This window comes from Kitasatospora sp. NPDC034533, assembly GCF_055575155.1.
Window position 1 is genome coordinate 73,055 of sequence record NZ_JBVITE010000029.1, and the last position, 24,800, is coordinate 97,854.

General features: G+C 72.5%; 24 protein-coding genes and 2 pseudogenes. 11 read left to right on the forward strand and 15 right to left on the reverse strand.

What is annotated here, in order from left to right:
- Positions 1-49: 49 nt before the first annotated feature.
- From ACZ55U_RS20980 to ACZ55U_RS21000, 5 genes are all read right to left on the reverse strand, one after another.
- Positions 50-1,324 (reverse strand): aminotransferase class V-fold PLP-dependent enzyme, encoded by a 1,275-nt coding sequence (locus ACZ55U_RS20980; RefSeq protein ID WP_465527658.1) that lies wholly within the window; start codon positions 1,322-1,324, stop codon positions 50-52.
- Positions 1,321-2,223: a class I SAM-dependent methyltransferase gene (locus tag ACZ55U_RS20985; RefSeq protein ID WP_465527659.1), complete on the reverse strand. Its 903-nt coding sequence runs from the start codon at positions 2,221-2,223 to the stop codon at positions 1,321-1,323. The genes ACZ55U_RS20980 and ACZ55U_RS20985 overlap by 4 nt, the downstream gene beginning before the upstream one ends.
- A 16-nt stretch (positions 2,224-2,239) precedes the next feature.
- Positions 2,240-3,532, reverse strand: coding sequence for a glycosyltransferase family 4 protein (locus ACZ55U_RS20990; RefSeq protein ID WP_465527660.1), 1,293 nt, complete (start codon positions 3,530-3,532; stop codon positions 2,240-2,242).
- A gap of 18 nt (positions 3,533-3,550) precedes the next feature.
- Positions 3,551-4,552, reverse strand: a complete 1,002-nt coding sequence (locus tag ACZ55U_RS20995) for an NAD-dependent epimerase/dehydratase family protein (RefSeq protein ID WP_465527661.1) — start codon at positions 4,550-4,552, stop codon at positions 3,551-3,553.
- Positions 4,553-4,649: 97 nt separating this feature from the next.
- Positions 4,650-4,856 (reverse strand): hypothetical protein, encoded by a 207-nt coding sequence (locus ACZ55U_RS21000; RefSeq protein WP_465527662.1) that lies wholly within the window; start codon positions 4,854-4,856, stop codon positions 4,650-4,652.
- 391 nt (positions 4,857-5,247) lie between these two features.
- Between ACZ55U_RS21000 and ACZ55U_RS21005 the strand changes: the two genes are divergently transcribed.
- Both ACZ55U_RS21005 and ACZ55U_RS21010 read left to right on the forward strand, forming a co-directional pair.
- On the forward strand, positions 5,248-6,300 hold the full coding sequence (locus ACZ55U_RS21005; protein ID WP_465527663.1) for an MFS transporter: 1,053 nt from the start codon (positions 5,248-5,250) through the stop codon (positions 6,298-6,300).
- On the forward strand, positions 6,204-6,605 hold the full coding sequence (locus ACZ55U_RS21010) for a hypothetical protein (RefSeq protein ID WP_465527694.1): 402 nt from the start codon (positions 6,204-6,206) through the stop codon (positions 6,603-6,605). The genes ACZ55U_RS21005 and ACZ55U_RS21010 overlap by 97 nt, the downstream gene beginning before the upstream one ends.
- A gap of 90 nt (positions 6,606-6,695) precedes the next feature.
- On the opposite strand, the gene ACZ55U_RS21015 is transcribed toward ACZ55U_RS21010, so the two are convergent.
- Positions 6,696-8,021: an MFS transporter gene (locus ACZ55U_RS21015; protein ID WP_465527664.1), complete on the reverse strand. Its 1,326-nt coding sequence runs from the start codon at positions 8,019-8,021 to the stop codon at positions 6,696-6,698.
- Positions 8,022-8,081: 60 nt separating this feature from the next.
- Between ACZ55U_RS21015 and ACZ55U_RS21020 the strand changes: the two genes are divergently transcribed.
- From ACZ55U_RS21020 to ACZ55U_RS21030, 3 genes and pseudogenes are all read left to right on the forward strand, one after another.
- Complete coding sequence (locus ACZ55U_RS21020) at positions 8,082-8,723, forward strand: TetR/AcrR family transcriptional regulator (protein WP_465527665.1); 642 nt, start codon at positions 8,082-8,084, stop codon at positions 8,721-8,723.
- 354 nt (positions 8,724-9,077) lie between these two features.
- Positions 9,078-9,452 (forward strand): hypothetical protein, encoded by a 375-nt coding sequence (locus tag ACZ55U_RS21025; RefSeq protein ID WP_465527666.1) that lies wholly within the window; start codon positions 9,078-9,080, stop codon positions 9,450-9,452.
- Positions 9,371-9,799 (forward strand): annotated as a pseudogene (locus ACZ55U_RS21030) (transposase); the annotation flags it as partial. The gene ACZ55U_RS21025 and the pseudogene ACZ55U_RS21030, both read left to right, overlap by 82 nt.
- A 102-nt stretch (positions 9,800-9,901) precedes the next feature.
- Here ACZ55U_RS21030 and ACZ55U_RS21035 read toward each other — a convergent pair.
- The 3 genes from ACZ55U_RS21035 to ACZ55U_RS21045 all read right to left on the reverse strand — a co-directional run bounded on the left by ACZ55U_RS21035 (position 9,902) and on the right by ACZ55U_RS21045 (position 12,637).
- The gene (locus tag ACZ55U_RS21035) at positions 9,902-10,312 is read right to left on the reverse strand and encodes a VOC family protein (protein ID WP_465527667.1); all 411 of its coding nucleotides are present in this window, start codon (positions 10,310-10,312) and stop codon (positions 9,902-9,904) included.
- Positions 10,313-10,706: 394 nt separating this feature from the next.
- On the reverse strand, positions 10,707-11,387 hold the full coding sequence (locus ACZ55U_RS21040) for a response regulator (RefSeq protein WP_465527668.1): 681 nt from the start codon (positions 11,385-11,387) through the stop codon (positions 10,707-10,709).
- Entirely contained in the window at positions 11,384-12,637 is a 1,254-nt protein-coding gene (locus ACZ55U_RS21045; RefSeq protein WP_465527669.1) for a sensor histidine kinase, read from the reverse strand. The genes ACZ55U_RS21040 and ACZ55U_RS21045 overlap by 4 nt, the downstream gene beginning before the upstream one ends.
- Before the next feature lie 164 nt (positions 12,638-12,801).
- Here ACZ55U_RS21045 and ACZ55U_RS21050 point away from each other — a divergent pair.
- Positions 12,802-14,421: pseudogene (locus tag ACZ55U_RS21050) on the forward strand (serine hydrolase domain-containing protein).
- Positions 14,422-14,690: 269 nt separating this feature from the next.
- Here the strand turns inward: ACZ55U_RS21050 and ACZ55U_RS21055 are convergent.
- A complete protein-coding gene (locus tag ACZ55U_RS21055) occupies positions 14,691-15,374 on the reverse strand; it encodes a response regulator (RefSeq protein WP_465527670.1) in 684 nt (227 codons plus the stop codon).
- Entirely contained in the window at positions 15,371-16,579 is a 1,209-nt protein-coding gene (locus ACZ55U_RS21060; protein ID WP_465527671.1) for a sensor histidine kinase, read from the reverse strand. The genes ACZ55U_RS21055 and ACZ55U_RS21060 overlap by 4 nt, the downstream gene beginning before the upstream one ends.
- Positions 16,580-16,945: 366 nt before the next feature.
- Between ACZ55U_RS21060 and ACZ55U_RS21065 the strand changes: the two genes are divergently transcribed.
- The 3 genes from ACZ55U_RS21065 (at position 16,946) to ACZ55U_RS21075 (ending at position 20,048) form a co-directional block, all read left to right on the forward strand.
- A complete protein-coding gene (locus tag ACZ55U_RS21065) occupies positions 16,946-17,581 on the forward strand; it encodes a PadR family transcriptional regulator (RefSeq protein ID WP_465527673.1) in 636 nt (211 codons plus the stop codon).
- Positions 17,578-19,107 (forward strand): FAD-dependent monooxygenase, encoded by a 1,530-nt coding sequence (locus ACZ55U_RS21070; RefSeq protein ID WP_465527675.1) that lies wholly within the window; start codon positions 17,578-17,580, stop codon positions 19,105-19,107. The genes ACZ55U_RS21065 and ACZ55U_RS21070 overlap by 4 nt, the downstream gene beginning before the upstream one ends.
- Positions 19,108-19,274: 167 nt before the next feature.
- Positions 19,275-20,048: a maleylpyruvate isomerase family mycothiol-dependent enzyme gene (locus ACZ55U_RS21075; RefSeq protein ID WP_465527677.1), complete on the forward strand. Its 774-nt coding sequence runs from the start codon at positions 19,275-19,277 to the stop codon at positions 20,046-20,048.
- Positions 20,049-20,272: 224 nt separating this feature from the next.
- Here ACZ55U_RS21075 and ACZ55U_RS21080 read toward each other — a convergent pair whose 3' ends face one another.
- The 4 genes from ACZ55U_RS21080 to ACZ55U_RS21095 form a co-directional block, all read right to left on the reverse strand.
- Positions 20,273-20,572 carry a hypothetical protein gene (locus ACZ55U_RS21080; RefSeq protein ID WP_465527679.1) on the reverse strand — a complete coding sequence of 100 codons (300 nt, stop codon included), beginning with the start codon at positions 20,570-20,572 and terminating at the stop codon, positions 20,273-20,275.
- A 321-nt stretch (positions 20,573-20,893) separates the two neighbouring features.
- Positions 20,894-21,340 (reverse strand): hypothetical protein, encoded by a 447-nt coding sequence (locus tag ACZ55U_RS21085; protein ID WP_465527681.1) that lies wholly within the window; start codon positions 21,338-21,340, stop codon positions 20,894-20,896.
- A 192-nt stretch (positions 21,341-21,532) separates the two neighbouring features.
- Complete coding sequence (locus ACZ55U_RS21090) at positions 21,533-21,937, reverse strand: hypothetical protein (protein ID WP_465527683.1); 405 nt, start codon at positions 21,935-21,937, stop codon at positions 21,533-21,535.
- A complete protein-coding gene (locus ACZ55U_RS21095) occupies positions 21,937-22,068 on the reverse strand; it encodes a hypothetical protein (protein ID WP_465527685.1) in 132 nt (43 codons plus the stop codon). The genes ACZ55U_RS21090 and ACZ55U_RS21095 overlap by 1 nt, the downstream gene beginning before the upstream one ends.
- A gap of 1,232 nt (positions 22,069-23,300) precedes the next feature.
- Between ACZ55U_RS21095 and ACZ55U_RS21100 the strand changes: the two genes are divergently transcribed.
- Entirely contained in the window at positions 23,301-23,462 is a 162-nt protein-coding gene (locus tag ACZ55U_RS21100; RefSeq protein ID WP_465527696.1) for a cold shock domain-containing protein, read from the forward strand.
- A 293-nt stretch (positions 23,463-23,755) separates the two neighbouring features.
- A complete protein-coding gene (locus ACZ55U_RS21105; RefSeq protein WP_465527687.1) occupies positions 23,756-24,709 on the forward strand; it encodes a phosphatidylinositol-specific phospholipase C in 954 nt (317 codons plus the stop codon).
- Positions 24,710-24,800 lie beyond the last annotated feature (91 nt).

Genomic DNA, 24,800 nt, shown 5'->3' on the forward strand with positions numbered 1-24,800 from the left:
GGAGACGGACGTGACCGCCCGTTCCCGGTGGACGGGCAGGCCCCTCCCCTCATCGGCCGAAGGCGGGATGTGTCCCGGCGATGGCCTTCTCCAGGGCGGCGACCGCCCGGTCGACGTCGGCGGTGGTGTTCAGGACGCCCGGTGCGAACCGGACGGCGCTGCTGCGGTAGGGGGTCTGGCCCGCCATGACCTTGTCGCGTTCGAGGGCGGCGACGATGTCCGCGGGGTCGTGGCCGTCGACGTCGAAGCAGATCATCCCCGAGCGGAGCCGGGCGTCGGCCGGGGTCCGGAGGCGGACGCCGTCGAGTTCCGCGAGCCTGGCCCGGCAGTAGGTGTTCAGTTCGGCGATGCGGGCGGCCACGCGTTCCTTGCCGAGCCGCTCGTGGAACTCGAAGGCCTCGGCGAGGGCCCAGCGGTGCTCGTACGCGGGGAACCCTCCGGGGGTGCACAGCCGAGCCCGTGGTGCCACCTCCTCCGGTACCCGGCCGAGGTACCAGGGCCAGAACACTTCGACGTCGAACGAGGTCATGATGGGCTCGACCGCCGCCCAGCCCTTCTCGCTGCCCCAGACGACGCCGGTCCCGCGCGGACCGAACATCCACTTGTGGCATCCGGCGACGAGGAAATCGCATGCCAGGTGGGCCACTTCGAAGTCCTCGACGCCCATGGCGTGGACCGCGTCGACGCAGACGATGACCTGCCGGTGCCGCGGCCTCGTCGCGTTGGCCTCGGCGACGGCCCTGCCGATCCTGGCCAGGGGGAGTTTGACGCCGGTGCCGGAGTGGACCCAGGTCAGCGCCAGGACACGGGTGTTCTCGCGCAGTTCGCGGGTCACAGCCGCCACCATCTCGTCGGCCGTCGCCTCGGACGGGTTCCGGTAGAGGCTGACGACCCGGTGGCCGGCCCCGCTGGCCGCCGCCTTGAAGCGCAGCAGTTCGGAGGAGGCGTAGTGCTCGTGGACGGTGCTGAGGATCTCGTCGTCCGGGGTGAGGCGCATCCCGCTGTACACGACCGCCAGGCCGGCGGTCGTGCTCTCGGTGAGGGCGATGGAGTCGGGGTCCGCTCCCAGGTACGCCCCCGCCCGCTCCAGGACCCGGCGGACGTTGGCGTCGCGCTCGTGGAAGTGGAGGGCCGGGTTGCGGTCCAGGGCGTCGCGGTGGCGCCGGACGGCTTCGCGCACCGAGCGGGGCTGGGGTGCGAGCATCGACAACGCGAGGTGGACGTAGTCGGGGTCGAGGCGGAACTGGGCGCGGGCCCAGTCCCAGACGGCGGGATCGTCCGCGGGGATCTCCGGCGCTGCGTGCAGGGGTTGACCGAACGTCATGTCACTCCGTCGGGGGTGGGTCGGGTGTCGTCGTCGTGGGCGGCCGTCCGCGCCGGTCGTGGCCCGCGGCGGGCGACGACGTAGGTCACCGGCACGGGCAGGACGATGTGGTCGGGTTCGAGGCTGCGGGCGCGCGCTTCGGCGGCGATGGCCTCCCGGTGCCGGGCCCGCTCGTGCACGGGTATGCGCTCCCAGAGCAGCCGCATGCCGTGCGACCACGTCCACCGGAGGAGGGCGGTGGCCGACGGTGCGGTGATGCGGGCCTGCTCGTGGCGGATGTCGACGGTGGAGAAGCCGGCCGCCAGGAGCTCCTCCTGGGCCCGTTGAGGCCCGCCGAGTGCCTCGCCGTAGGGGTAGATGCCGCTGCCGGAGTCGTACTCGGCGCTCATGCGCGCGATGGCGGTCAGGCCGAAGACCTCCGGCTCGGGCCGCCGGACGCTGGTGGGCACCGCCAGCCCCAGGCGCCCGTCGGGGCGGAGCAGCCGGTGGTAGGCGCGGAAGGCGGCGGCGGGGTCGGGCAGCATGTGGACGCTCATGCTGCCCGTGACCACGTCGAAGCTCCCACCGGGGAAGCGCGGTAGCCGGCCGTCCATCACGACCGCCCTGACGTGGGTGTACCCCGCCCGGTGCGCGTCCTCGTTGGTGGCCTCGACCATGGCGGCGGCCAGGTCGATGCCGGTCACGGAACCGGTGGGTCCGACCGCTCGTGCGGCGGGGAAGAGCACCGCGCCCCGGCCGCAGCCGACGTCGAGGACGGACTCTCCCGGCGAGACGGACGAGAGCCGGACGAGCCGCCGGCCGATCGGGGCGAAGAACTCCACGCCGGTGCGGTCGTAGTCGGCCGCGACGGTGTCGAAGAGGACGTGTGCCGGGTTCGGCCGGCGTGGCCGGTCGGCCATGGGGCGGCTCCTCCGCTCAGGTCCGCAGGTCCCGGACGTCCGCGGTCTCGGCGTCCATCGTCTTGAACACTTCGTGGTGCAGGTCCCGCAGCAGTGCCTCGTCATCGGGGCGGAGCGTGCCGTTCAGGAGCCCGAGGGCGCCCGCCTTGGTGAAGAGGTCCTCGGTCTGCCCGAGGCCGTGGTGGGCGAGGACGGCGCGGACCGGAGCCGGGTAGCGGTCCGTGTCGAGCGGCGAGGACGCCACGGGCGGGGTGCGGGTCCGGCCGGCGGCCGCCATCCGTTCGACCACGCCGGCGAGGACCCGGACCGACCGCTCGTAGGTGGCCCACTCCGGCACCCCGTCGGGGGGCGGCTGCCCGCGGTCGAGGACCTTGCGGCAGACCTCCGCGAAGTGCTCGTCGTTCATGCGGGCGAACTCGTACGGGTTGGCCTGGGGTCGGGACAGGTACTCGACGTCGACCAGTCCGCCCTGCTCCTCGCCGATGAAGTAGGGGAAGCCGTCCCAGCGGGGCACGACGACGGGGATCCCGCAGGCGAGTGCTTCCAGGGGGGACTTTCCGTAGGTCTCGAAGATGCTGGTGGCGCCCGAGACGAACAGGTCGGCGGCGTTGTAGAGGTCGACGGTCCGCTCCTTCTCCAGGCGGTGGAAGAGGACGACGTCGCGCAGGCGGGCTGCCAGCCGGTTGTAGTACGGCGGATCGATGTGGGTCACCGACATGGCCAGGAGCGTGCGGGGCTTCTCGTCGCGGAGCCGTTCGTAGCCGGCCAGCAGCGGTTCGAGGCCCTTGTCGTTCATGAACCGGCCGGTGTAGAGCAGGATCGTGTGGTCCGGCGGGAGCCCCAGACGCCCTCGGCTCTCCGCCCTGTCCTTCCTGCGGTAGAGGTCCTTGATGCCGAACGTGCAGATGTTGCCGGCCCGGATTCCCGTGAGGTGCTCGTAGGCGCGCTGGGCGTTGGTCGAACCGCAGACGACCAGGTCAGCGGGGTGCGGGTGTTCGGCGATCAGCAGGAAGTAGAAGAGGATGTGGAGCGGATAGGGGTTGGTGTGCGGGATCATGAGCGCCGGGCAGAGGTACCCGTCGCGCCGCATCAGGTACAGCAGCGGGAGTGCTTCGACGTACTCCGCGACGATCACGTCGACGGTGGAGAGGTCGCAGGAGGCCTTGAGTGTCCGGTAGATCTCCTCGAACCGCGCGGGGGAGTGCTCCTGCGGGGGCAGCAGCCCGATCCGGAAGAGGAGCAGTTCGTCGCCCCGGCAGAAGTGCCGGACGTCCTCGGCGGAGTCGGTGAGAGCGAGGATCCTCGCCATCGCCCTTCCCTTCCCGGGTCAGCTCGTCGGCAGGGTCTCGAAGTACATCTGGGCGTCCTTGAGTTCGGACGAGCGGCCGGCCTCCTGGGCGCGCCGGGTCGAGGCGAGCACGCGCCGGATCCCCTCCCGCACGTCGATCTCGTGCCGGAATCCGAGGATGTTCTCGGCGCGGGTCACGTCCGCCCACAGGCGTTCGGCGTAGATCGCGATCGGCACGTCGACGTGCTCGGGTTCGACGGGCCTGCCGAGCTCCAGGCCGATGAGCCGGAGGACCTCGTTGAAGGTGGTCTCGACGCCGGTGCCGACGTTGAACTCCTGGGTCGGCAGGTCGCTCTCCAGGGCGGTGCGGAAGGCGCGACCCGCGTCCTCCACGTAGATGAAGTCCCTGGTCTGCTCGCCCGATCCCCACACGACCGGGGTCTCGCCGTGGAGCACGGCCCAGGCGAACAGCGAGATGACGTTGGCGTAGCCGCCCTTGCTGAACTCGTCGTGGCCGTAGACGCTGAACGGGCGCATGCCGATGGCGGTGATCCCGTACCGCTGCGAGTACTGCCGGGCGACTTCCTCGTTCCACTTCTTGGACAGCGCCTTGAGGTCGGGCGGGTTGACCTCCATGGACTCGTCGTAGGGCACCGGGTTCCCCTCGTACACGGCGCTGGTGCTGGCGTACACGAGCTTGCCGACGTCGTTGCGGCGCATGGACTCCAGGACGTTGAGGAAGCCGTGGGTGGTGACCGAGGCACCGTCGACCGGGTCCTCCTCGTACATCAGGAAGGACGAGGGCGCGGCGAGGTGGACCACGGCGTCCTTGCCGCTGACGAGCTTGTTCAGCAGGCCGAGGTCACGGGTGTCGCCCTGGACCCACTCCACGTGCTCGCGGATGTCGTCGGGGATGTGCTGCTTGCCGCCGATCTTGTAGTTGTCGAGAGAGGTGATCACGTAGCCGTCGTCGATCATGCCCCGGATCATGTTGCGCCCTATGAAGCCGGCGCCTCCGGTGACGAGGATGTTCTTGGACATGCTGCTTCCTCTCGGTCGTCGCGGTGTTCTGTCGTCGCTGCTGCCCGAATGGACGCAGCCGCTGCCGGGGCAGCGGCTGCGCGGTTATGGCGTGGCGTCAGCTGATCCTGACGAGCTGGTAGTCAGCTTCCACCGCCGCTTCCACGGCCGGGGCCCACTGGGTCCGCTCGGGGGCCCACGCCGTCATGGCCGGGGCCCACTGGGTCCGCTCGGGGGCCCACGCCGTCATGGCCGGGGCCCACTGAGTGCGCTCGGGGGCCCACGCCGTCGTGGCCGGGGCCCACTGAGTGCGCTCGGTCTGCATGATCACTCCATTCCCAGGACAAGGGAGTGAACCCCCCGGCAGGTCGCATTTCCGTGCCCTTCATGGACGGGGAATCTGCTCCATGGCACACGAATCTGTCCACCCGTGGGGTCGAATCGAGGGCTTGTGGTCCGCTTTCACGGTTCTCCCCAGCCCTGCTTGGGTGCGGCGCCTCGATCTGAACGACAGGATGCAACGGTTCGGAGCGGGAAATCAATACCCGAAGAGAAATGCGACGGATGATGCGGACGTGACCCGTCTGGCACGAGTGGCCCGTTCGCGGTTTTACGGCGGGGAGTCGCTGTTGCCAGTTCGACCGGGAAGTGTTTGACTGACCGACATTCCCTCGGCAGCGAACGAATCCTCCTATCACAGGGGAGGCATATCGGTTGTGTGTGTCCGCACGCGGCGGGCGGCGGGGACCGCCCGTGGAGCAGATGGCCGCAGGACCCGCGCCGCGGCGGCCGGCGCTCACGGGGCGGCACGCCGGGCAGCCCTCGCGGGACTGCTCGGCACGACGGTCCAGTACTTCGGGTTCTTCAGTTACGCACTGGCGTCCGCTCTCGTTTTCCCTGCGGTTTTCTTCCCGGCGACGTCCGGCACCTGGGCCAGGCTGATCTCCTTCTCGACGATCGGGGTGGCTTTCGTCGTGCGCCCCGTGGGCGCGGTCCTGTTCGGCCACTTCGGCGACCGGTACGGGCGAAGACCCGTACTGGTCGGCTCCCTGTCGTTGATGGGTGCCGCGACCTTCGCGATCGGCCTCCTGCCCGGCTTCGGGGCCATCGGCGCACTGGCGCCCGCGCTGCTCACCGCCCTGCGCGTGGTGCAGGGAGCGGCGCTCGGCGGCGAGGGCATGGGTGCGACCGTGCTGGCCGTCGAGCACGCGCCGCCGGAGCGCCGGGGCCTGTTCGCGGCGTTTCCCGGAATCGGTGCCTCCCTGGGGACCCTGCTGGCGAACGGACTGTTCCTGGTGCTTTCCGATCGGCTGTCCGACGAGCAGTTCACTTCCTGGGGCTGGCGGATTCCCTTCCTCGCGAGCGTCGTTCTGGTGGCCGTCGGACTGTTCGTTCGAGCGGCGGTCCCGGAGACGCCCGCGTTCCTGGAGTCCGCCGGCGGTGACGCGGTGTCGAAGGCGCCGTTCATGGAGGTCGTGCGTCGACAGCCCCGGGCGCTCGTGCTGGCCGCGATGGTGGTGATCGTCGGAAACGTTCTGTACTTCGTGACGCAGACCTTCGCATTGTCTTATGCCACCACCGTACTGAACGTTCCGCGGACGACCATGCTGAATGCGACACTCGTCTCGGTCAGGCCGTATCCGGATTTCTCTGTTCCGCGCTATCGGATCGACTGGGCAGACGCCGGTTGTGCGTCATCGGCGCAATTCTCTGTGCACTCTGGGCCGCGCCTTTGGTCTGGCTGCTCGAAACCGGGCGGCCGACACTGATCGCCGTCGGATTCTCGGTGGCGATGCTCGTCTACGCGGTGTTTTCCGGACCGCTGAGTTCCTATCTGGCCGGGGTCTTCGAAACCGGGTACCGGTTCACGGCCGTCGCGCTGGCATTCAACGCGGGCGTGATGGTGGGCGGAGCCCTCGCGCCGATCGCCGCCGACCGCCTGATCGCGCTGACGGGTTCGGTGTGGGCGGTCTCCGGACTGGTTCTCGCCTCCGCGGCCGTCAGCCTGACCGCGCTGCACCGGCTCCGGGAGGTACACCCGGGGCGTCTGCACGGACGCGTCACCCGGCGGTGACCGGGCCGTCCGCCGGGGGATCCCGGTCCCCGTCCACCGGTTCGTGGTGGACGGGGACCGGGACCAGCCGGGCCCGCGGGTGTCACGATGTCACGCACGATGGCGCGGACCGTCCCGGAGAGGCCCCGGCACGGCCGCGGCGCCCTGCTGCCGCCCCTGCGGCGGGGCGTCACCGTCCGCCGTCGCGCCGTCCGCCGTCGCGCGGTCCGCCGTCACGGGCGGTTCGGCCTGCGCGGCCTGGGCACGCAGCGTCAACAGCGCCAGCACGAGGCCGGCGGCCACCAGCGCGACCGCGACGGGCGCCAGCAGCCCTTCCTCCAGGGCCACGACGGCCCCACCCGCAACCCCTCCCAGGGCCGAGCCGACGTAGGCGGAGCTGCTGCTGACCGCCATCGCCTGCGCCGCGGCCCGCGCGCCCGTGCGGGAGAGCATCAGGACCTGGATGCTGGGCGGAACCGCCCAGGCCGCCGCCGACCAGACCAGCAGCAGACCCGCGACGAACACGGCGGGAACCGGCCTGACGAGCCAGAGCAGACCGAGCGCGAGCATCGCGACGCAGAAGACGCCGCAGGCGAGGGCGAAGGCGCGCAGGGGCTTGTAGCGGTCCGCCAGCCACCCGGACAGACGGGTTCCCGCGACGCCCCCGACACCGGCACAGACCAGCAGCACGGCGAGGGTCCGCGGGCCGGCGCCCGCCAGGTCGGCCAGGTAGACGGAGATGTAGGTCTGGAAGGCCAGGTTCCCGGCCACCACCAGCACGGTGACGACGAGGATGGCCGCGACGGCTCCGCTCAACAGCGGTCGCAGGAGGCCGGCGAGGGTCCCGCGCTCCTCCCCCTTCGGCGTCGCGACGGCCGGGAGGGCCAGCGCCACCCCCGCGAAGGCGACGACGCCGATCAGTCCGCAGGACGTGAACGTCGCACGCCATCCGAACTCCGCTCCGATCCACGTGCTGGCGGGCACGCCGACCAGGACGGCACCCGTCAGGCCGACCATGACGGTGGCCAGGTACCTCCCCCGCCGCTCGGCGGGCGCCAGTGCGCCGGCCGAGGCCAGCGCACCGGGAAGGACCACGGCGGCGGCCCCGGCGGCCAGGACCCGCAGGACCATCAGCTGCGGGTACGAGTCCGACCCGAGGACGGCGAAGTTCACCACCGCGAAGAAGGCCAGCGCGCACATGAGGGCCGCACGGCGGGACACCCGCGTCAGTACGAGCGACCACGCCGGGGCGGCCAGCGCGTACACCAGCGAGTAGACCGTCACCAGCTGACCGGCGGTCGGCTCGGCGACCTTGAGATCGTCCGCCATCTCCGGCAGCACCCCGACGATGATGAAGTCGTCGGTCTGGACGACGAAGGCCGCCAGCGTCAACACGTAGAGCCACCAGGGCCTGCGGGCAACAGCAGTAGGGTTCACGGAGTGAGGGTAACAGTTGTTTCCCTCATGGTGTGAGAGCCTTCGGACCGGAGGTGCCACATGCCCAGACCCGTGAACCCGGACCGACGACGCGAAGTCGTCGACGCCGCCATCGACCAGCTGGCAGCGACCGGAATCGGCCACTTCTCGCTGCGCACCGTCGCCGAGGGGATGGGCCAGAGCACCCGCGTCCTCACCCACCACTTCGCCGACAAGCAGGCACTGGTCACCGCGGTCCTGGAACGCCTCGACGAACGCCAGCACCAGGCCCTCCTCGCGACGCCCGCCTGGCGCGACCCCGCCGTCCCGGTCAGCGCCATCGTCAGAGCGGCCTGGCAACGCACCCTCGGCCCGGAGGAGCTGGCCATGACCCGGCTCATCCGCGAGATCGAGGGACTCGCCGCCGCCGGCCGGCTCACCCTCCCCGGGCCGGGGTTCATCCGCGGCCGCGCCGAGTTCGTCGCCTCCTGCTTCACGCTCCGCGGCCTCGCCGAGGACGACGCCCTGACCACCGCGACGCTCCTCAACAGCGCCTTCTCAAGCCTGCAGAACGACTACCTGATCACCGGGGACCACGAGCGGGCCGTGGCCGCTCTCGACGAACTCTGCACGTGGGTCGACGCCCGCGTGCGGCACCACCGCCCGGCGGGACCTCCCCACGCCCACGAGGACCGGCCGACGGCCTCCGGTGGGACGAGGTAGGCGCCTCCTCCGCGTCGGCGCGGTGGACGAAGCGGGACCTGTTCCCTCTGCGCAGGGCAACGTGACGCGCACCCATCCCGCGGCGTCCTCCAAGGCACCGGCGCTGCGCCCCGCACCCCACGACCGCGCCGGCTCGGCGCCGCCCTGACCGGCGGGGAGCGTCACTCCCAGGGTGCGGAGTTCACGGTCATCCACGGGTCGTCGTGGGACTCCTCGCCGGTGCCGGACCACGTCGCTTCCCCGGGCTCCGCCCCCCGGCTCCACCAGCGCCGCGCCTCTTCCCCGGTGAGGCCCACCGAGCGCGCCACGCCCAGGCACGGGCATCCGCACCATCGAGAGGAACGAGCACCCCCTGTGGGATCCAGCTTCTGCGTCAGCGCCGACCGCGAGCACGTCGGCCCGTGGACCTTCACCGGCGAGCAGGTCCAGGAGTGCGTCCGCCGGCACTGGCCGGACGCCACGGTGAGCAGCGCGTTCGAGGGCTTCCTGGAGATCGTGGTGGACGCCGGGTCCGGCCGGCCGGCGGAGCTGTCGTTCGACCTCCGGCACGGCGTGTTCTCGTTCGAGGACCGGGGATCGCCCTCCGGGCCGCTGACCGTCGTCTACCGGGTGCTGCACGACCTGGCACCCGACGTTCCCGTCGTGTGGTGGATCGACTACGACGTGGACCTCCGGACCCTCGACCTGGCCGGTGGCCTCGACGCGTTCCTCGCGAGCTTCCCGCTGTAGCCCGCCGCGGACTCCACGCGGACCGAAGCGGGTGCCTCGGACGATGGCCCGGCACCAGGCGCCGGGATCCCGGGCAGGAAAGTAATGCCAGACCTGATCCGACCCAGCAGGCACCGTGGCCGGAGCAGCCGCACTGGACAGGCCTCCCACGGGCTTCACACGGGTACGGCCGTGCACGGTCGTCCTGGACAACGCCCCGCACACGTGGCCCGAGTCCCCGAAGGGCGTCGCGAGGAACTGGCCGTCATCGGCGTCGAACTCTCTTCTACCTCCCGCCTGACAGCCCCGAGCTGAACGACATCGAGCGGGTGTGGCGCTCGGCGAAGTACGAGGACCACCCCGAGCGTGTCCACACCACCGCTGAAGCGGTCGGCACCGCAGTCGACCGGGCCCTGAACCGACAACGGACGCGCGTCAGAGGATCAGCAGTCGACTTCACCGAAGCCGCGTCAGCCGCGCTTGGGCCAGACCGGGCCCTGGTCGGTCCAGATGACGCCCTTGTTGCGGCACAGGCAGAAGGGGTGGCCGATCGGGTCGGTGTAGACCTGCCAGCCGTAGCCGTTGGGGCCGATGAAGTCCTGCCTCAGCGTCGCGCCGAGGTCGAGGACGCGGCGCTGCTCGGACTCGATCTCGTCCACTTCGAAGTCGAGGTGGAACTGCTTGGGGTGCTCGCTGTCGGGCCACTGCGGAGCGCGGTAGTCGTCCACCCGGATGAATGCCAGCTCGATCTCGCCGAACTGGATGCCGGCCCAGTCCTCGGAGCTGCCTTCCTTGATCGGGCGGCCCGTCACTTCGGAGTAGAAAGCCGCCAGCTTCATCGTGTCCGGGCAGTCGATGATGAAATCGGTGAGTCGCAGCATCCCGTGATCTTGCCATGAACTCACCCCCGACTTCGAGACAGGCCCCCGAGTAGCTCCGCCGAGGTGCAGGAACAGAGAGTTCCGGGGAGGGCTTCGCCCCCGGACCCCGTTCACCAGGGCGGCCAGGGGTGTACCGCAGGTGCGGATCAGCGGCGGACTTCGGCGGAGCCGCTTGGTACGGCGACGGAACGGCCCCGTCCGGGCCTGTCCGGTCCCCGAGCGATTGCGCATGGGGACCGAGGACGTCCGCGCCGCCGATTCGCTCGCTCGGGGGCGGCCGGTGGCCTCGGCCACCGATTCGCTCGCACCCGGCCTCCCGGCGGGCGCGAGCGGGCGTCCCGGGCCTGGCGGCAGCCTGCGCGCAGCCCATCATCTCCTCCGCGCCGGCCTGCTCCTACCGGCCCGGCGCCCGGGGCGGCTCGTCCATGTGCCCGTGGCGGTAGGCCCAGGCGGCGAGTTCGACGCGGTTGCGGACGTCGAGCTTCAGCTGCGCGGCGGCGAGGTGCTTCTTGACCGTGCCGAGGGAGATGTACAGGCGGTCGGCGATCTCGGCGTTGGTGAGCCCCTCGGCGGCGGCCCGGACGGTCGTCAGCTCGCGCTCCGACAGCGGGTGCCGGTCCGAAGCGGGCAGCGGCGGCCGGGCCCGGTGGGACGTGAAGTGCCGCAGCAGGCGGACGGTGATCTGCGGGGAGACCATGGCCTCGCCGCGGGCGGCGGCGCGCACGGCCTCGATGAGCATGGTGGGGCCGGCGTCCTTGAGCAGGAAGCCGACGGCCCCGCCGTGCAGGGCCTCGTGCACGTACTCGTCGAGGTCGAAGGTGGTGACGACGATGACGCGCGACGGGTCCGCCACGCCGGGGCCGGCGAGTCGGCGGGTGACGTCGAGTCCGGTGATGCCGGGCATCCGGATGTCCAGCAGGCAGACGTCGGGGCGGTGGTGCTCGGCCAGGCGCAGGGCCTCGATGCCGTCGCCGGCCTCGGCGACGACCTCGATGTCGGGTTCGGCGTCGAGGATGTAGCGGAAGCCGGTGCGGACCATGCGCTGGTCGTCGGCGAGCAGGACGCGGATGGTCATCGCGGCGCCGCTCCGTCGGCTGCCGGAGCCGGCCGCCCGGGCCGGTCCGCCGCGCCGGGCAGGCGGGCGGCGACGTGCCAGCCGGAGCCGGACGCGGCCGGTCCGGCGTGGAGGGTACCGCCGAGCAGCTTGGCGCGCTCGGCCATGCCGATCAGCCCGTACCCGTCCCGGTAGCCGTCCCCGGAGGGGGCGCGGACGGGGCCGCGGCCGTCGTCGTGGACGTCCAGGCGCAGCCACCCGCCGCCACCGTGGACCCGGACGGTGATCCTGGTGGCGCCGCGGGCGTGACGGTCGGCGTTGGTGACGGCCTCCTGGGCGATCCGCAGGACCGCGGCGGCGATCTCGGCCGGTGCGCCGTCCAGTTCCTCCTCTCCGCTGACGGCGATCTCGGGGCGGTGGCCGTTGCCGGGCCGGGCGAGGGCGGTGAGTTGACGGGCCGGGGAGTCCGCGTCCTGGCGCGGGTGTTCGCCGTCGCGCAGCGCACCGACCAGGCGGCGCATGGCGGCCAGCGCGTCCGCCCCCGCGTGCTCGATCTCGGCCAGGGCCGTGCGCAGCAGCTCCGGGTCGCGGGCGGCGATGTGCTGGAGGGCCTGGGCCTGGACGACGATGCCGGTGACCTGGTGGGCGACGACGTCGTGCAGGTCCCGCGCGAGCGCGTTGCGCTCCTCGCGCACCGCGCGTTCGATGTGCCAGGCCCGGCGCTCCGCCCGCCAGCGCAGCAACAGGCCGGGGCCGAGCAGCACCAGCACCAGCAGCGCGTTGTCCACGTCGTACGGGCCGCCGTCGCGACCGGCGGCGGCGAGGAGGGCCGCGAAGGAAGCCAGCGCCGTGCCCGCGATCACCAGCGGCCGGCAGCGGCGGGCGACCAGCGGGAGCAGCAGGGCGAGGGCGAGCGCCTCGGTGAGGCCGATCGGCCGGTGGCCGGTGGGCAGCAGCGCGTACCCGCCGGACGCCGCGAACGAGACCAGCAGCGCCGCGGCGGCGGCTGCCGCCGTGCCCGTCCCGCCGCGACGGTGGGCGGGGAACGGGCGCAGTGCCCACAGGACCAGCGATCCCATCGCGGCGCCGGAGACGAGGAACAGCGCGTCGCCGGCGTGTCCCGGGCGCATGCCCCACCAGCGGTCGAGGTCGGTGAGCAGCGCCGGCAACAGGGCGATCGCGGCGAGGAGGGCCGGCGTCGGGCGGGCGCGCCTGGGGGCGGTGTCCTCGCGGGCGGGAGTGGGCGGACTGGCTGCCGGTCGGTCGTGCATGCCGCCACCGTACGCGGGCGCGAAGGCGCCGGGGGTGGCCGATCGGCTACTTCGAAGCGGGCCGGGTGGCTGTTGCGTCACCCCGCTGACCTGGGTGAACGTGAAGTCCGTCACTCTGCGGCCCGGTCCGCCGGCCGCCGCCCGCACCTTCTGGAGGAAGCCCCGTGCCCCTGCCCGGAACCACCCCGCCCCCGCCCGGCCAGGCCTCCGGCGACGCCGGCCCCGATGGCGTCCGCCCCCGGCCCGCCCGGCTCGGCACGGCCGCGCGCTGGACGGTCGTCGCCGCCGTCGTCGCCGCGCTGGCCGCCTTCGCCGCCGGTCCGCGCAGCGCGCCGGTCGCCGCCCACCGCAGTGGTGACGCGGCGTTGGCCGAGCGGGTCGCCGGCCTGCTGCCGGACGGTCAGGGAGCGGGCGGCTCGGTGGGCGTCTCGGTCGCGGTCGTCGACCACGGCACCGTCACCAGGGCCGCGCTGGGCACCACCGACGGCTCGGCTCCGGTCACCCCGGACACCGCGTTCGAGACCGGCTCGGCGCAGAAGGTGCTCACCGCGAGCCTGCTCGGCAGCCTCCTGGACGCCGGGAGGATCAGGCTCACCGACACCGTCGGCGCCCTGTGGCCCGAGTACTCGTTCGCCGATCCGGCGGTGGCCGGCATCACCGTCGAGCAACTCGCCACCCACACCGCCGGTCTGCCGTCCTTCCCGGTCGGCGGCCCGCGCTTCCCGCTGGCGATGGCCGGCTACCTGCTGGGCGGCGACGGCTAGTCGCTCCTCCAGGACCCGGTGCGCGCGCTCGCCGGCCTGACCGGCCACGGGCCGAAGCCCGACACCGCGTTCTCCTACTCCAACCTGGGCTACGCCGTCCTCGGCGAGACCCTCGCCAAGGTCGACGGCCGCGACTACCCGACCGCGCTGCGCGAGCGGGTCCTCGCCCCGCTCGGCATGGACCGCACCACCGTCCGCACCACCCCCGGCACTCCGGACCGGGCCGCCCTCCCCTTCCACACCGCCGGCACCCCGGTCGTGCCGTGGACCAACCCCGGCTGGGCGGCGGTCGGCACCGGCACCTGGACCACCAGCGCCGACCTCGCCGCCTTCCTGGCCGCCAACGCCGCCCCCAACCCGCCCACCGCGCTCGCCCTCACCCACACCCCGCGCGCCGCCGTCGCCGACTACGCCGACCGTGACGGGCGCATCGGCCTGGGCTGGCAGCTCTGGAACGCCGGGGGCACGACCGTCAGCTGGCACAACGGGCTGACCAACGGCTCGCGCGCGTTCGTCGCCCACACCGCCGACCAGCGCGCGGTGGTCGTCCTCAGCAACTCCACCCGCACCCCGGCCGAGAGGATCGGCTTCGCCCTGCTCGGCGTCGACGCCCCCGAGTTCGACGAGCCGCAGACCCCGCACCCCGTCCTGCTCGCCGCCACCGGGCTGCTCGCGGCCGGCGCGCCCGCGCTCGCCCTCCTCGGCATGGTGCGGCCCCGCCGCGCCCGCTTCTCCCGGCCCCTGGACCGCCTCAAGGCCGTCTGCCTGCCGCTGACCGCCGCCACCTGCTGGCTGCTCGCCCTGCGCACCGGCGAGTGGGGGCACGTCCCGGGTGTCCTGTGCGCGATCGGCGCGGGGCTGGTGGCAGCCACGGCCGCCGAGGCCGTCCGCCGCTGGCCCGCCCTGCCGACGGCTCGGGGCCGGTACCCGTGGCTGCGCGCCATCACCTTCGCGCTGCCCGTCCTGCCACTGGCCGTGCTGTTCTGCACGACCGCGGTGATCACCGCCGACCTGCCCTGACCAGCAGCACGCGCACGGGGTGGCCGGTCCGGTCCTCGTCGGGTCGCCCACCCCGCCGCGGGTCCCGCTCCGGCGGCATCGGCTCGATCGGCGCCCACTGAGCTCGCGCCGTCCTGAACGGGCCGGCCAGGGTGCCGGGCAGGACGGTGTCCGTGCGTGCTCCCGCTGTGGGTGGTGGCCCGGAGTCGGGGCGAGCCGCGGCGGGTGAGGACGCGCCGGTTCCCGAGCGCGGCGAAGCCGTGCTCGGGAACCGGCTTCCGATCCCGCTCCTAGCGTCTCCGGGGCACGAGTCCGGTTTCGAAGGCGGTGATCGCCAGGTGGACGCGGTCCCGAGCCTCCAGCTTGGCGAACAGGCGCGCGACATGGGTCTTCGCGGTCGCCGCGCTGATCACCAGCCGCTCGGCTATCTCGGTGTTCGACAGTCCCTGTCCGACCAGTGCCAGCACCTCGCGCTCCCGGGCGGTGATCCCCGCGATGGGACTCGTGTCAGCGGCGGGTCCGGCGTCCGGTTCGGGCGCCGCGGGGCGGGACGTTCCGGCGAAGTCCGCGATCAGCCGCCGGGTCACGCTCGGCGCGATCAGCGCGTCGCCCGCGGCCACCACGCGGATCGCCTCCAGGATCGCGTCCAGGGCCATGCTCTTGAGCAGGAATCCGCTGGCCCCGGCGCGCAGCGCGCCGTAGACGTACTCGTCGTCGTCGAAGGTCGTCAGCACCAGGACCTTGGGCGGGTCCGGCTCGGCGGTCGCCTGCCGGGTCGCCTCGATCCCGTCCACGCCCGGCATCCGGATGTCCATCACCACGACGTCCGGCCGCAGTTCACGCACCAGGCGCACCGCCTCGCGGCCGTCGCCGGCCTCACCGACCACCTCCAGGTCGTCGGTGTCGCCGATCAGGATCCCGAGCCCGACCAGCATCAGCGGCTGGTCGTCGACCAGCAGCACCCGCACGCTCATGCCGGGAGCCTCGCCGTCACCCGGAATCCCCCCTCCGGACGCCGGCCGGCGCTGAACTGGCCGGACAGCAACGTCACGCGCTCGCGCATGCCGAGCAGGCCGAAGCCGCTCCCGCCGGTCGCCGAGGGCCTCGGACGACCGGGCCCGCCCGGACCGTCGTCCCCGTCGTCCACGACCTCGATCGTCACCCCTTCCGGCTCGTAACCGACCGTCACCCGGCACGTCCGCGCCCTGGAGTGCCGCACCACGTTCGTCACCGACTCCTGGACGATCCGGAACGCCGACAGTTCGATCTCCGGTGGCAGTGGACGCCGCTCGCCCCGCCAGGTCACCTGGACCCGCACCCCGGCGCCGGCCGTGCGTTCGGCGAGCTGCGCGACGTCGGCCAGGCTGCCGGCCGGCGCCAGCGGAGCGGCCTGCGGCATGGCGTCGTCCGGCTTGGCGCGGCGGAGCGCCCCGAGCATGCGCTGAAGTTCCAGCAGCGTCTCCCGGCTGGTGGTCTCGATGCCGGTCAGCGCCCGCCGGGTCTGCTCGGGCTTGGTCTCCACGACCCGCGCCGCCGCTCCCGACAGCACCGTGATGATGCCGATGCTGTGCGCGACGCTGTCGTGCAGCTCGCGGGCGATCCGCAGCCGCTCGGCCATGACGACGCGGGCCGCGGTCTGCTCCCGCAAGGCGTCGAGGTATTCACGGCGCTTGCGGTACACCCCGCCGAAGACCCACGCGACCGCGAACCACAACGCGAACTGCCCGGCCCACTGGGTCGCGTCGCCGACGGTCTGCCCGGGGACGTGGAGGTCGTTGAGGAACACGACCGCGACGGCCGCGACGGAGCCGACGGCGGCGGCCTTGGGCCGCCGGACGGCGAGGTACCCGCCCAGGCCGACGAGCAGGACGAACGGGATCGAGGGCCGCGCGCCGAAGGCGTCGCCGAGGACCGACTCGCCCAGGACCACCGCGAAGACCGCCGCCGGCAGACGGCGCACCAGCAGGACCGGCAGGGCGAGCACGACGCAGAGGCCGAGCATCTGGAAGCTGCCGATGTCGGGGAACCGGAACAGGCCCTCGTAGTGCGCCCAGTCGGTGGGCAGCACCGTCAAGGCGAGGGTCAGCGCGTACGAGCAGGCGGTGGCCAGCACCGCGCCCTGCGACATCAGCCAGGTCACGTGCTTCGATGTCGACAGGCGCTGGAGAAGCTGTTCCATGCGCAGATCGTATTCAGCGGCGTCGGCCCCGCGCGTCGGCCCGGGGATGTACGGCGGTGGTCTTCGCGGACGCCCCGTCCGCGACGATCACCGCCGGCCCGTCACAAGGCGGAGAGGGCCGGTCAGTCGATGGCGATGCCGTCGATCAGGAGGACGGTCGCCACTTGTGCCGGCGGGCGCCCCGGCAATCAACCGCTCGAACGGCACCCCTGATCGGCGCGAGACGGCGGCGGGCGGGCCCTGCAGGGACCCGGCAGAGACGGCGTCAGGACCTCCTGCGCCGCCGGCCGGCCGCCCGACGCCCCTACCTCCGGCAGCAGTTGATGCCATATAGTCGGTTCCTACTATTAGGGGGCGGCGATAGAGATGGCGAAGCGGAAGATCTCCAACACCCTGGCGCTCGCCGTGCTGGGCCTGCTGCAAGAGCAGCCGATGCACCCGTACGAGATGGCGTCCACCCTGCGGGAACGGCACAAGGACGGCAGCTTCAAGGTCAACTCCGGGTCGCTGTACGACACGGTCGAGGCCTTGGTCCGGCACGGCTGGATCGAGCCGGTGGAGACGACGCGCGACGGCAGGCGGCCGGAGCGGACCGTGTACGCGGCGACCGAGCTGGGCCAGCGCGAGTTCGTCCACTGGATCGACGAGCTCCTCCGCACGCCCGTCGCGGAGTACCCGAAGTTCATGGCCGCGGTGTCCTACCTCGGCGCACTCGGTCCGGACGGGGCGACGGAGGCGTTGGCCGAACGGGCGGGGCACCTGGCCCGGCGGATCGAGGAGACGAGCGCGGTGCTGGCCGACACGGTCGGCTCCGGCAGGGTCCCCCGGCTGTTCATGATCGAAACCGAGTGCGCGGTGCACGCCTGGGAGGCCGAGCTGGCCTGGACGCGGCGGACCATCGCCGAGATCCGCGACGGCAGCCTGTTCTGGCCCGAGGTCGAGCGGACCGAGCAGGGATGGACCTGGTCCGTCCCCACCGGCCGGGAAGGAAGCAGCCGATGACCGAGGTGTCGGACGTACTGGTCGTGGGAGCCGGCCCGGCCGGGCTGCTGCTGGCCGGTGAGCTCCGGCTCGCCGGCGTCGACACGGTCGTGGTCGAACGCCACGCGCGCAGGCCGGACCACTGCCGGGGATTCAACCTCAACGCCCGCGCCCTGGACCTGCTGGCGCGGCGCGGCCTCGCCGAGAGGTTCGTCGCCGAGGGCCGGCAAGTGCCGCACGCCGCGTTCTCCGGCCTGCCCGTGACGCTCACCCTGGCGGGCACCCACACCGACCACCCGTACTCGCTGGGCATCCCGCAGACCCGGGTCGAGGAGATCCTCGAAGCGCACGCCCTCGACCTGGGAGCCGACATCCGGCGCGGACACGAACTGCGCACCCTGGAGCAGGATTCCGAGTCCGTCACCGCCACCGTCGCCACCGGCGACGGCGAGTACCGCGTCCGGGCCGCGTACCTGGTCGGTTGCGACGGCGGCCGCAGCACCGTCCGCAGACAGGCCGGCATCGACTTCCCCGGCACCGAGGCGACCGGCTTCTACCTGCTCGGCGACGTCGAGCTCGCGGACCCCGAGGCGCTGCCGTTCGGCGCGACCACCGGCCCCGGCGGGGCCGTGTTCGCCATCCCCCGCCCCGGCTACGTCAGGATCATCACCTCCGACCGGCAACCCCCCGCGGACAAGGACGCCCCCGTCACACCGGGCCTCTTCCAAACCGCCGTGGACAACGCGCTCGGCCGCCACGTCGAGCTGCGCGCCGCGCGCTGGCTGACCCGCTACGGCGACGCCGCCCGGCAGGCGGCCCAGTACGTCCGGGGCAGGGTCGTCCTGGCCGGGGACGCCGCGCACATCCACCCACCGGCCGGCGCGATCGGCGTCAACGTCGCCCTGGACGACGCGTTCAACCTCGGCTGGAAACTCGCCGCCACCGTACGCGGCACCGCGCCGGCCCACCTGCTCGACAGCTACCACACCGAACGCCACACCGCCGGTGCGCACGTACTGGCCAGCACCCGTGCCCAGGTACTGCTCGGCGACGCCGACGACCGGCTCGGGCCGATCGCCGACCTGCTCACCCGCGTCGCCGGCCACCCCGCGGGCAACCGCGCCCTCGCCGAGACCGTCACCGGCCTGGACACCCGCTACGGGATGCGCCCCGACTCCGGCCACCCGTGGCTGGGCCGCCTGGCGCCCGACCTCGCCCTGACCACGGGCGACGGCCCCGCGCGCCTGGCCGGGCTGCTCTCCTCGGGACGCGGCCTGCTGCTCGACCTGGCCGCCGACAGCGCCATCCGCGAGTCCGCCGCCGGATGGGCGGACCGCGTGGACGTCGTCACCGCGACATGCCCCGACCACCCCGAACTCCACGCCGTCCTCCTGCGGCCGGACGGGCACACCGCCTGGCTGCGCACCGCCGGTCACGACCGCCTCGACGGGCTCCACCAGGCGCTGCACCACTGGTTCGGTCCGGCAGCACCGTCGGCCGCCGTGTTCGCGGCGGCGTCCCACGGGCGCTCCGAGCGGGAACGTTGACCGGGTTGACCGGGTTGGCCGGGTTGGCCGGGTTGGCCGGGTTAACCGCGACGGGCCGAGCGGGGACGGCCCGACCGGTTCCCGGCGACCGACAGGCGCACCCACGCCGCGACCGGCGTCCACAAATTCGCTGTCCGGCGGCCGGAACGCGGTGATAGACATCCGGGGTGCACAACACTGTGGAGTTCCCCGAGGTCCTGCGGCTGATCGAAGACCGCTCAGCCGCGTTCCGCGCCGCGATCGCGTCCGCCCCCGACCTTGACGTCCAGGTCCCGACCTGCCCGGACTGGACGCTGCGCGAACTGGCGCAGCACCTCGGCGATGGCCGCCGCCGCCAGGCCGCCATCGTCGCCGCGGGCCCGGGCGCCGAGCCCCCGGCGAAGACGGACCCGAAGGGCGCCCCGACCGCGCCCCGCGACCGCGAAGCCCTGGACGCCTGGCTCGCCGAGTCGACCGAGCTCATGCTCGCCGCGCTGCGCGAGGCCGGCCCGGACCGCGGCTGCTGGACGTGGTGGGGCCGTTCGCAGGCCCCGCAGACCAGCGGAGCCGTGGCCCGGCACCAGATCCAGGAGATCGCCGTCCACACCTACGACGTCCAGCGCACCCAGGGGGCCGCACAGCCGCTGCCGACGGACGTCGCGGTCGAGGGCGTCGACGAGTTCCTGACGACCGTCTCGGCGACGACCGTCCCCTGGCCGTTCAAGCCGGCGACCATCGACCTGCACGCGACCGAGGGCCGCTCCTGGCGCCTGACCCTCGACGCCGACGGTGTCCGCTGCGACGACCTCGCCGCCGACGCGGAGCCGGGCGACCTGGTGATGCGAGGCGCGGCGAGCGACCTGGTCCTCTACTTCTACGACCGCCTCCCGCTCGACAGCCTGGAGAACACCGGCGACACCGAGCCGATGGAGCAGCTCGCGGACTGGGACCCGACCGCGTAGAACGCGCGCTGGTGACGCATCCACCGGTCGTGCGCGCGCTCCTGCGGGCGCCTTGACACCGCGGGTGGGTGGCACGGGCGGGGGCGGGCCCGGGAGCGGCGAAGCCCCCGCCGAACGGGGCGGGGGCTGACTGCTGGATCACCGGTCAGGTCGTCAGGGGAGGCGCGGCGCAAGGGCGTTGACGCACGTCCCGGACTGCCCGGCGTTGCGCGCCGGATGGTGCTTCAGCAGACCACCGTCTTGCGGTAGGTCCCGACCTTCAGGATGAGTTCGCGGGTGGCGTGGTTCGCGAGGCGCAGACAGCTGCTGTCGTACCAGCCGTCCACGATGACCTTGACGTGCATCGTCTTGCCGCAGTCGTTCGACAGCCACACGTGCTGGCCGTCCGGCATCTCGTCCACGACGCGGGCGATGCACGCCGGGGCGGTGCCGCCCGCGGCGTGCGCGGCGGGCGCGGTGACGAGGGCGGCCCCGAGAACGGTCAGGGCAGTGGTGGCGATGGTGACGGGCTTGCGGAAACGCATCGATTGCTCCTTCCGGCGAGACGGGTCAAGGCCTGGTGGTGGCCCACGCCGTTCGAGCATCGGCTCGGCGAAGCGCGACAGTCAATCACTCACAGTGATGAATCGGGCGCTCCGGGCGCCCGATAGCGCTGCCCACCCGGCGTGCGGCACCGGCGCGCGCCGTCACGACGCCTCGCCGGGCGCTCGCACGCGCCCACAGCCTGTCCAGCGGTGTGACGGCCCCGACGAGAGCCCGGCCGGCGGCGAGCAGCCACAGCCCGAACGGGCCCGCCTCAGGGCAGTGCAGGGGTTCGGCACCTGTGGGAGTGCCGAACCCCTGTCTCATTTGCGCTTTGCGAATGCGGGCTTCACGAGTACGGAGAGAAGAGCCAGCACTGTCGCCGCGAAGAGCGTGAACAGGTGCTCCCCCGACAGCAGGCCGTAGCCAAGCAGCATGACCTGCACCGATCCCGCCCCCACCAGGGCAAAGGAACTACGGGACGTCCTACTCGGCGACTGCATCGCCCACAGGCCCCGAGCGGCCCAACCGTTGATCCCAGCCATGACGATTCCCACAGAAAGGAACCCGTACGGCAGGAAGCGTGGAGTGGGCGCCATCTCATCCTCGAAGGCAATACCGCCCGCAAGCAGCGGCATGGCAATGCAGAAGAAGAGCACGATCGCGATCGTCTCAAGCAGGATCAGGGCCATCGCTCCCAGCAGGGCAGCAGTCGAGGAGCGGGTCATCTTGCCTTCCACGCGCGTGCCGTCCGCCACCGCAAAGGGCAACCGTTTACCTTTGGCACACCCTACCGATTCTCGAATTCGGAAACCATGGCGCCCCGGAGTGCACCTTCAACCTCTCGCGGACGCCCGAGCGGGCGCGCTGTGCGGACTCTGGCGGCCATGCCGCCGCGAATGCGATGACCACTCCGCAGGCCCGGCCCGGCCGAGGATCAGGCGTCGGTCGGGCGGGGCGGTTCAGCGTCGACGGGCGGTGACCCGGAACCGCGCCTCTGGCATCAGCTTGAGCACGAAGCCGAGTTGAACGGCCGTCAGCGTCAGCAGCAGCCATCCGGGCCCGCTGAGGACCAGGATCAGTAGCAGTGGCCCCGACAGCGCGATACCGCTGAAGGTGCGCAGCTGCGGAAAGAACCGCAGCGGCGAGACGGCCAGCAGGATCATCAGGGAGATCCCGCCGAAGAGCGGGAAGAGCAGGTACCCCGCCGTGACCAGCCCGTCGGAATCCTGGTCGCCCGGGTGGGGGACCAGGAGGGTGAGCGCGCCGGCCAGTACGAACCAGCCCACGGCGAAGGTCAGGGTGTACCTGACCGCCGCCCGGAGGAACCAGCGCAGCGCGCCTTCGGCCCTCGCCTCAATGGCCATCAGCGGGCGCCGGAGGAGTCGAGCGTGGGGGCGTCCCGGCCGTCGGCCTGCGAGGGAGCCGTGGTGATCCCGTCCTCGGAGGGCCACCGGACATCCGCCAGCGGGTCCTTGCCCAACGTGTTCGACGCCATTCCCCGACGGTACTGCACCGCCTCCGTGTCCGGGCACTTGTCCCCCCTCCTCTTGCGCTCCACCGGGACGGAGGACGTGCCGGGGCAGGCCGTCACCGTGGTGGGAGCGCACAGCGGACTGCCCCGTCCGGGCTCCCGAGCACCGGGGGCACGCCGGACTGCACACAATGGCCACCACGCCATGTCGGCCCGCTCCGAGCCGAGGTCCAAGTCGGCGTGGAAGGGCCGGTGTCCGCCGTGGACGCGCTCCCGCGCGCCGGAGACAAGAACCCCGCCCACGGCCACTGTAAGGAACGGACCCCTGTCGTGATGGGTTCCCCGGCCGGGCATCGCCGCGCCCGGAAAGGGGCGTGAACCGGCCGCCACGCACGGGCCGTCGACCGAGCGTTCGCGGTGCGACCGGCGGCGCGCTTCGCTGCCGAGGCGATCCGCTCCACGCCGCCGGCCGGAACCATCCCGGTCCCCCGCTCCCCCAGCAGAAAGCGCGTCCGCGAGCTCCCCGTACGGGGAGGTTCGAGCCGCCGGCCCGAGAGGACGGAAGCCCCATGGCCACCTCAGACCACGAGATGACAGGCCCGGCGCTCCCGCGCCAACTGGCGCGCCGCGCGGCGGTGCCCCTCGGAGCGGTCGCCCTGCTCCTGGCCGTGGCGGCCCCGGCCGCCGCGGCGGAACCGGCGGACGACGGGGTGGAGTTCGCCACCGCGAGCGCCTCCGGCAGCGTCGTGTCCTGGAGCGGCAGCTACTCCTGCGAGGCGTCCATGCTGCTCGCCACCCTCACCGTCACCGCCACGGACACCGCCGGCGGCTCCGGCACGCAGACCATCCCGGTGTCCTGCCTGGGCGGTCCCACCGGCCGGCCGGTCAGTGGCCGGGTCGACAACGGCATCCTGGGCTCGGGCGGTAGCTGGGGCGACGACATCACGGTGACCGCCACCCTGACCGGCGCGCTCGGCACCCCTCTGGGCTACGACCGGATCGCACTGCTCGACAACCAGGTGGGCGAGGTGACCCTCGACAGCGAGACCCCGGACCAGAACGGGACCCTCGCGGTGGCCGGCGAGTTCATCTGCCCCGCCGCCGGCAGCGGCACCCTCACGGTCGACGAGAGCGCCCCGTTCCAGAGCACCGTCCTGGCCACCGGCACCATCGCCCTCGCCTGCTCCGCCCCCGGAGCCCAGGCGACCTTCACCTTCCCCGCCGCCCGATCCGCGCCGGGCCCCGAGGGCCGTGCGGTGGGCACGGTGAAGTGGTTCAGCTCCCAGAAGGGCTTCGGCTTCATCACCCCGGACGACTCCAGCGCCGACGTCTTCGTCCACTTCGACGCCACCACGCCGGCCGGCACCCAGTCCCTGGAGGCCGAGCAGAAGGCCACCTTCACCACCACGCCGGGCTAACGCGGGGGACGTCGAGCACGGCTCCCGGCCAGTCCGGCGCGGCCGGCGCCGTCCTCGTCGAGCACTGACACCACGCCCAGGGCGGCACCGGGGACAACGGCCGGCTCGCGCCACCCGGATGCGAAACCCCGACGACTGCCCCTGGCTCGCCGGGCTTCGCGGAAAATTTCGCGCCGTGAACCTGTCAAGGTCACTGCCTCGTGTTCCAAGATGACAAGCGCACAACTCGGGTGACTCGCACGACTGGCACGACTGGCACGAACGACCTGACCGACGGACATTGGGGAGCCGCCATGGGCATCGCACGTCGTGAACTTCTCACGTGGGGCGCGGGATTCGCCGCCACCGCCGCCGCGGCCCTCGCCCTGCCGGGCAGCGCCCGGGCGGCGGCCGGCGCCACCACCCCGCGCGGCCTGCCGACCGACGGCTGGATGAGCCGCCTGGACGGCGGTGTCTCCCTGCTGGACCTCACCATCCCCGGCACCCACGACTCCTGCTGCGAGAACCCCGCCTACGGCACCGAGTGGTCGCACACCCAGAACTGGGGCCTCCCCCAGCAGCTGACCGAGGGCGTCCGCTTCCTCGACATCCGCTGCAACGGCCTCCAGGGCGCGCCCGACGAACTCGGGATCTACCACTCCGACGCCTACCAGCACCTGCGCCTCCAGGACGTGCTCGATCAGTGCCGCGACTTCCTCCGGGCCCACCCCGGGGAGACCGTTCTGATGCGGCTGCGCAACGAGCGCGCCGGCGGGCAGGCGCTCGACGACGCCGAGTTCATGCGGCGGGTCGACCACTACCTCGACGCGCTGGGCTACCGCGGCCTGTTCCACTTCCACGGGTGGCCGACCCTCGCCGCCGCCCGCGGCAAGGTCGTCCTGCTCGCCGACTTCGCCAACCCGGGGGGCCTGATCGACTGGTCCGGCGGCGAGAACGGGTACTTCGACACCCAGGACCTCTGGCAGACCGGCGGCCTCGACCCCCTCGGCACCAAGGGCCTGCGCATCGTCGCCCAGTTCGACAAGGCCTTCGCCAATCCGGCCTACCCGAAGATGTTCGTCAACTTCCTCTCGTTCGCGGGGGGTTACTGGCCCAAGACCAGCTCGCAGTCATTGATGGACCGCACCGTCTACCCGTACCTGAGCGCCCGCACCGAGCAGCGCGCACGGTTCGGCATCGTGCCGATGGACTTCCCGGACTTCCACGTCAACGTGCTGCGGATGCTGATCGACAAGAACTTCGTCTAGATGAATGAGTCCGATGTCCTTAGTGGTCATACGCGATGAGTGACCGCTTGATCGTGGCCCCTGCGGTCCAGTTATGCCAGATCGCAGCGGC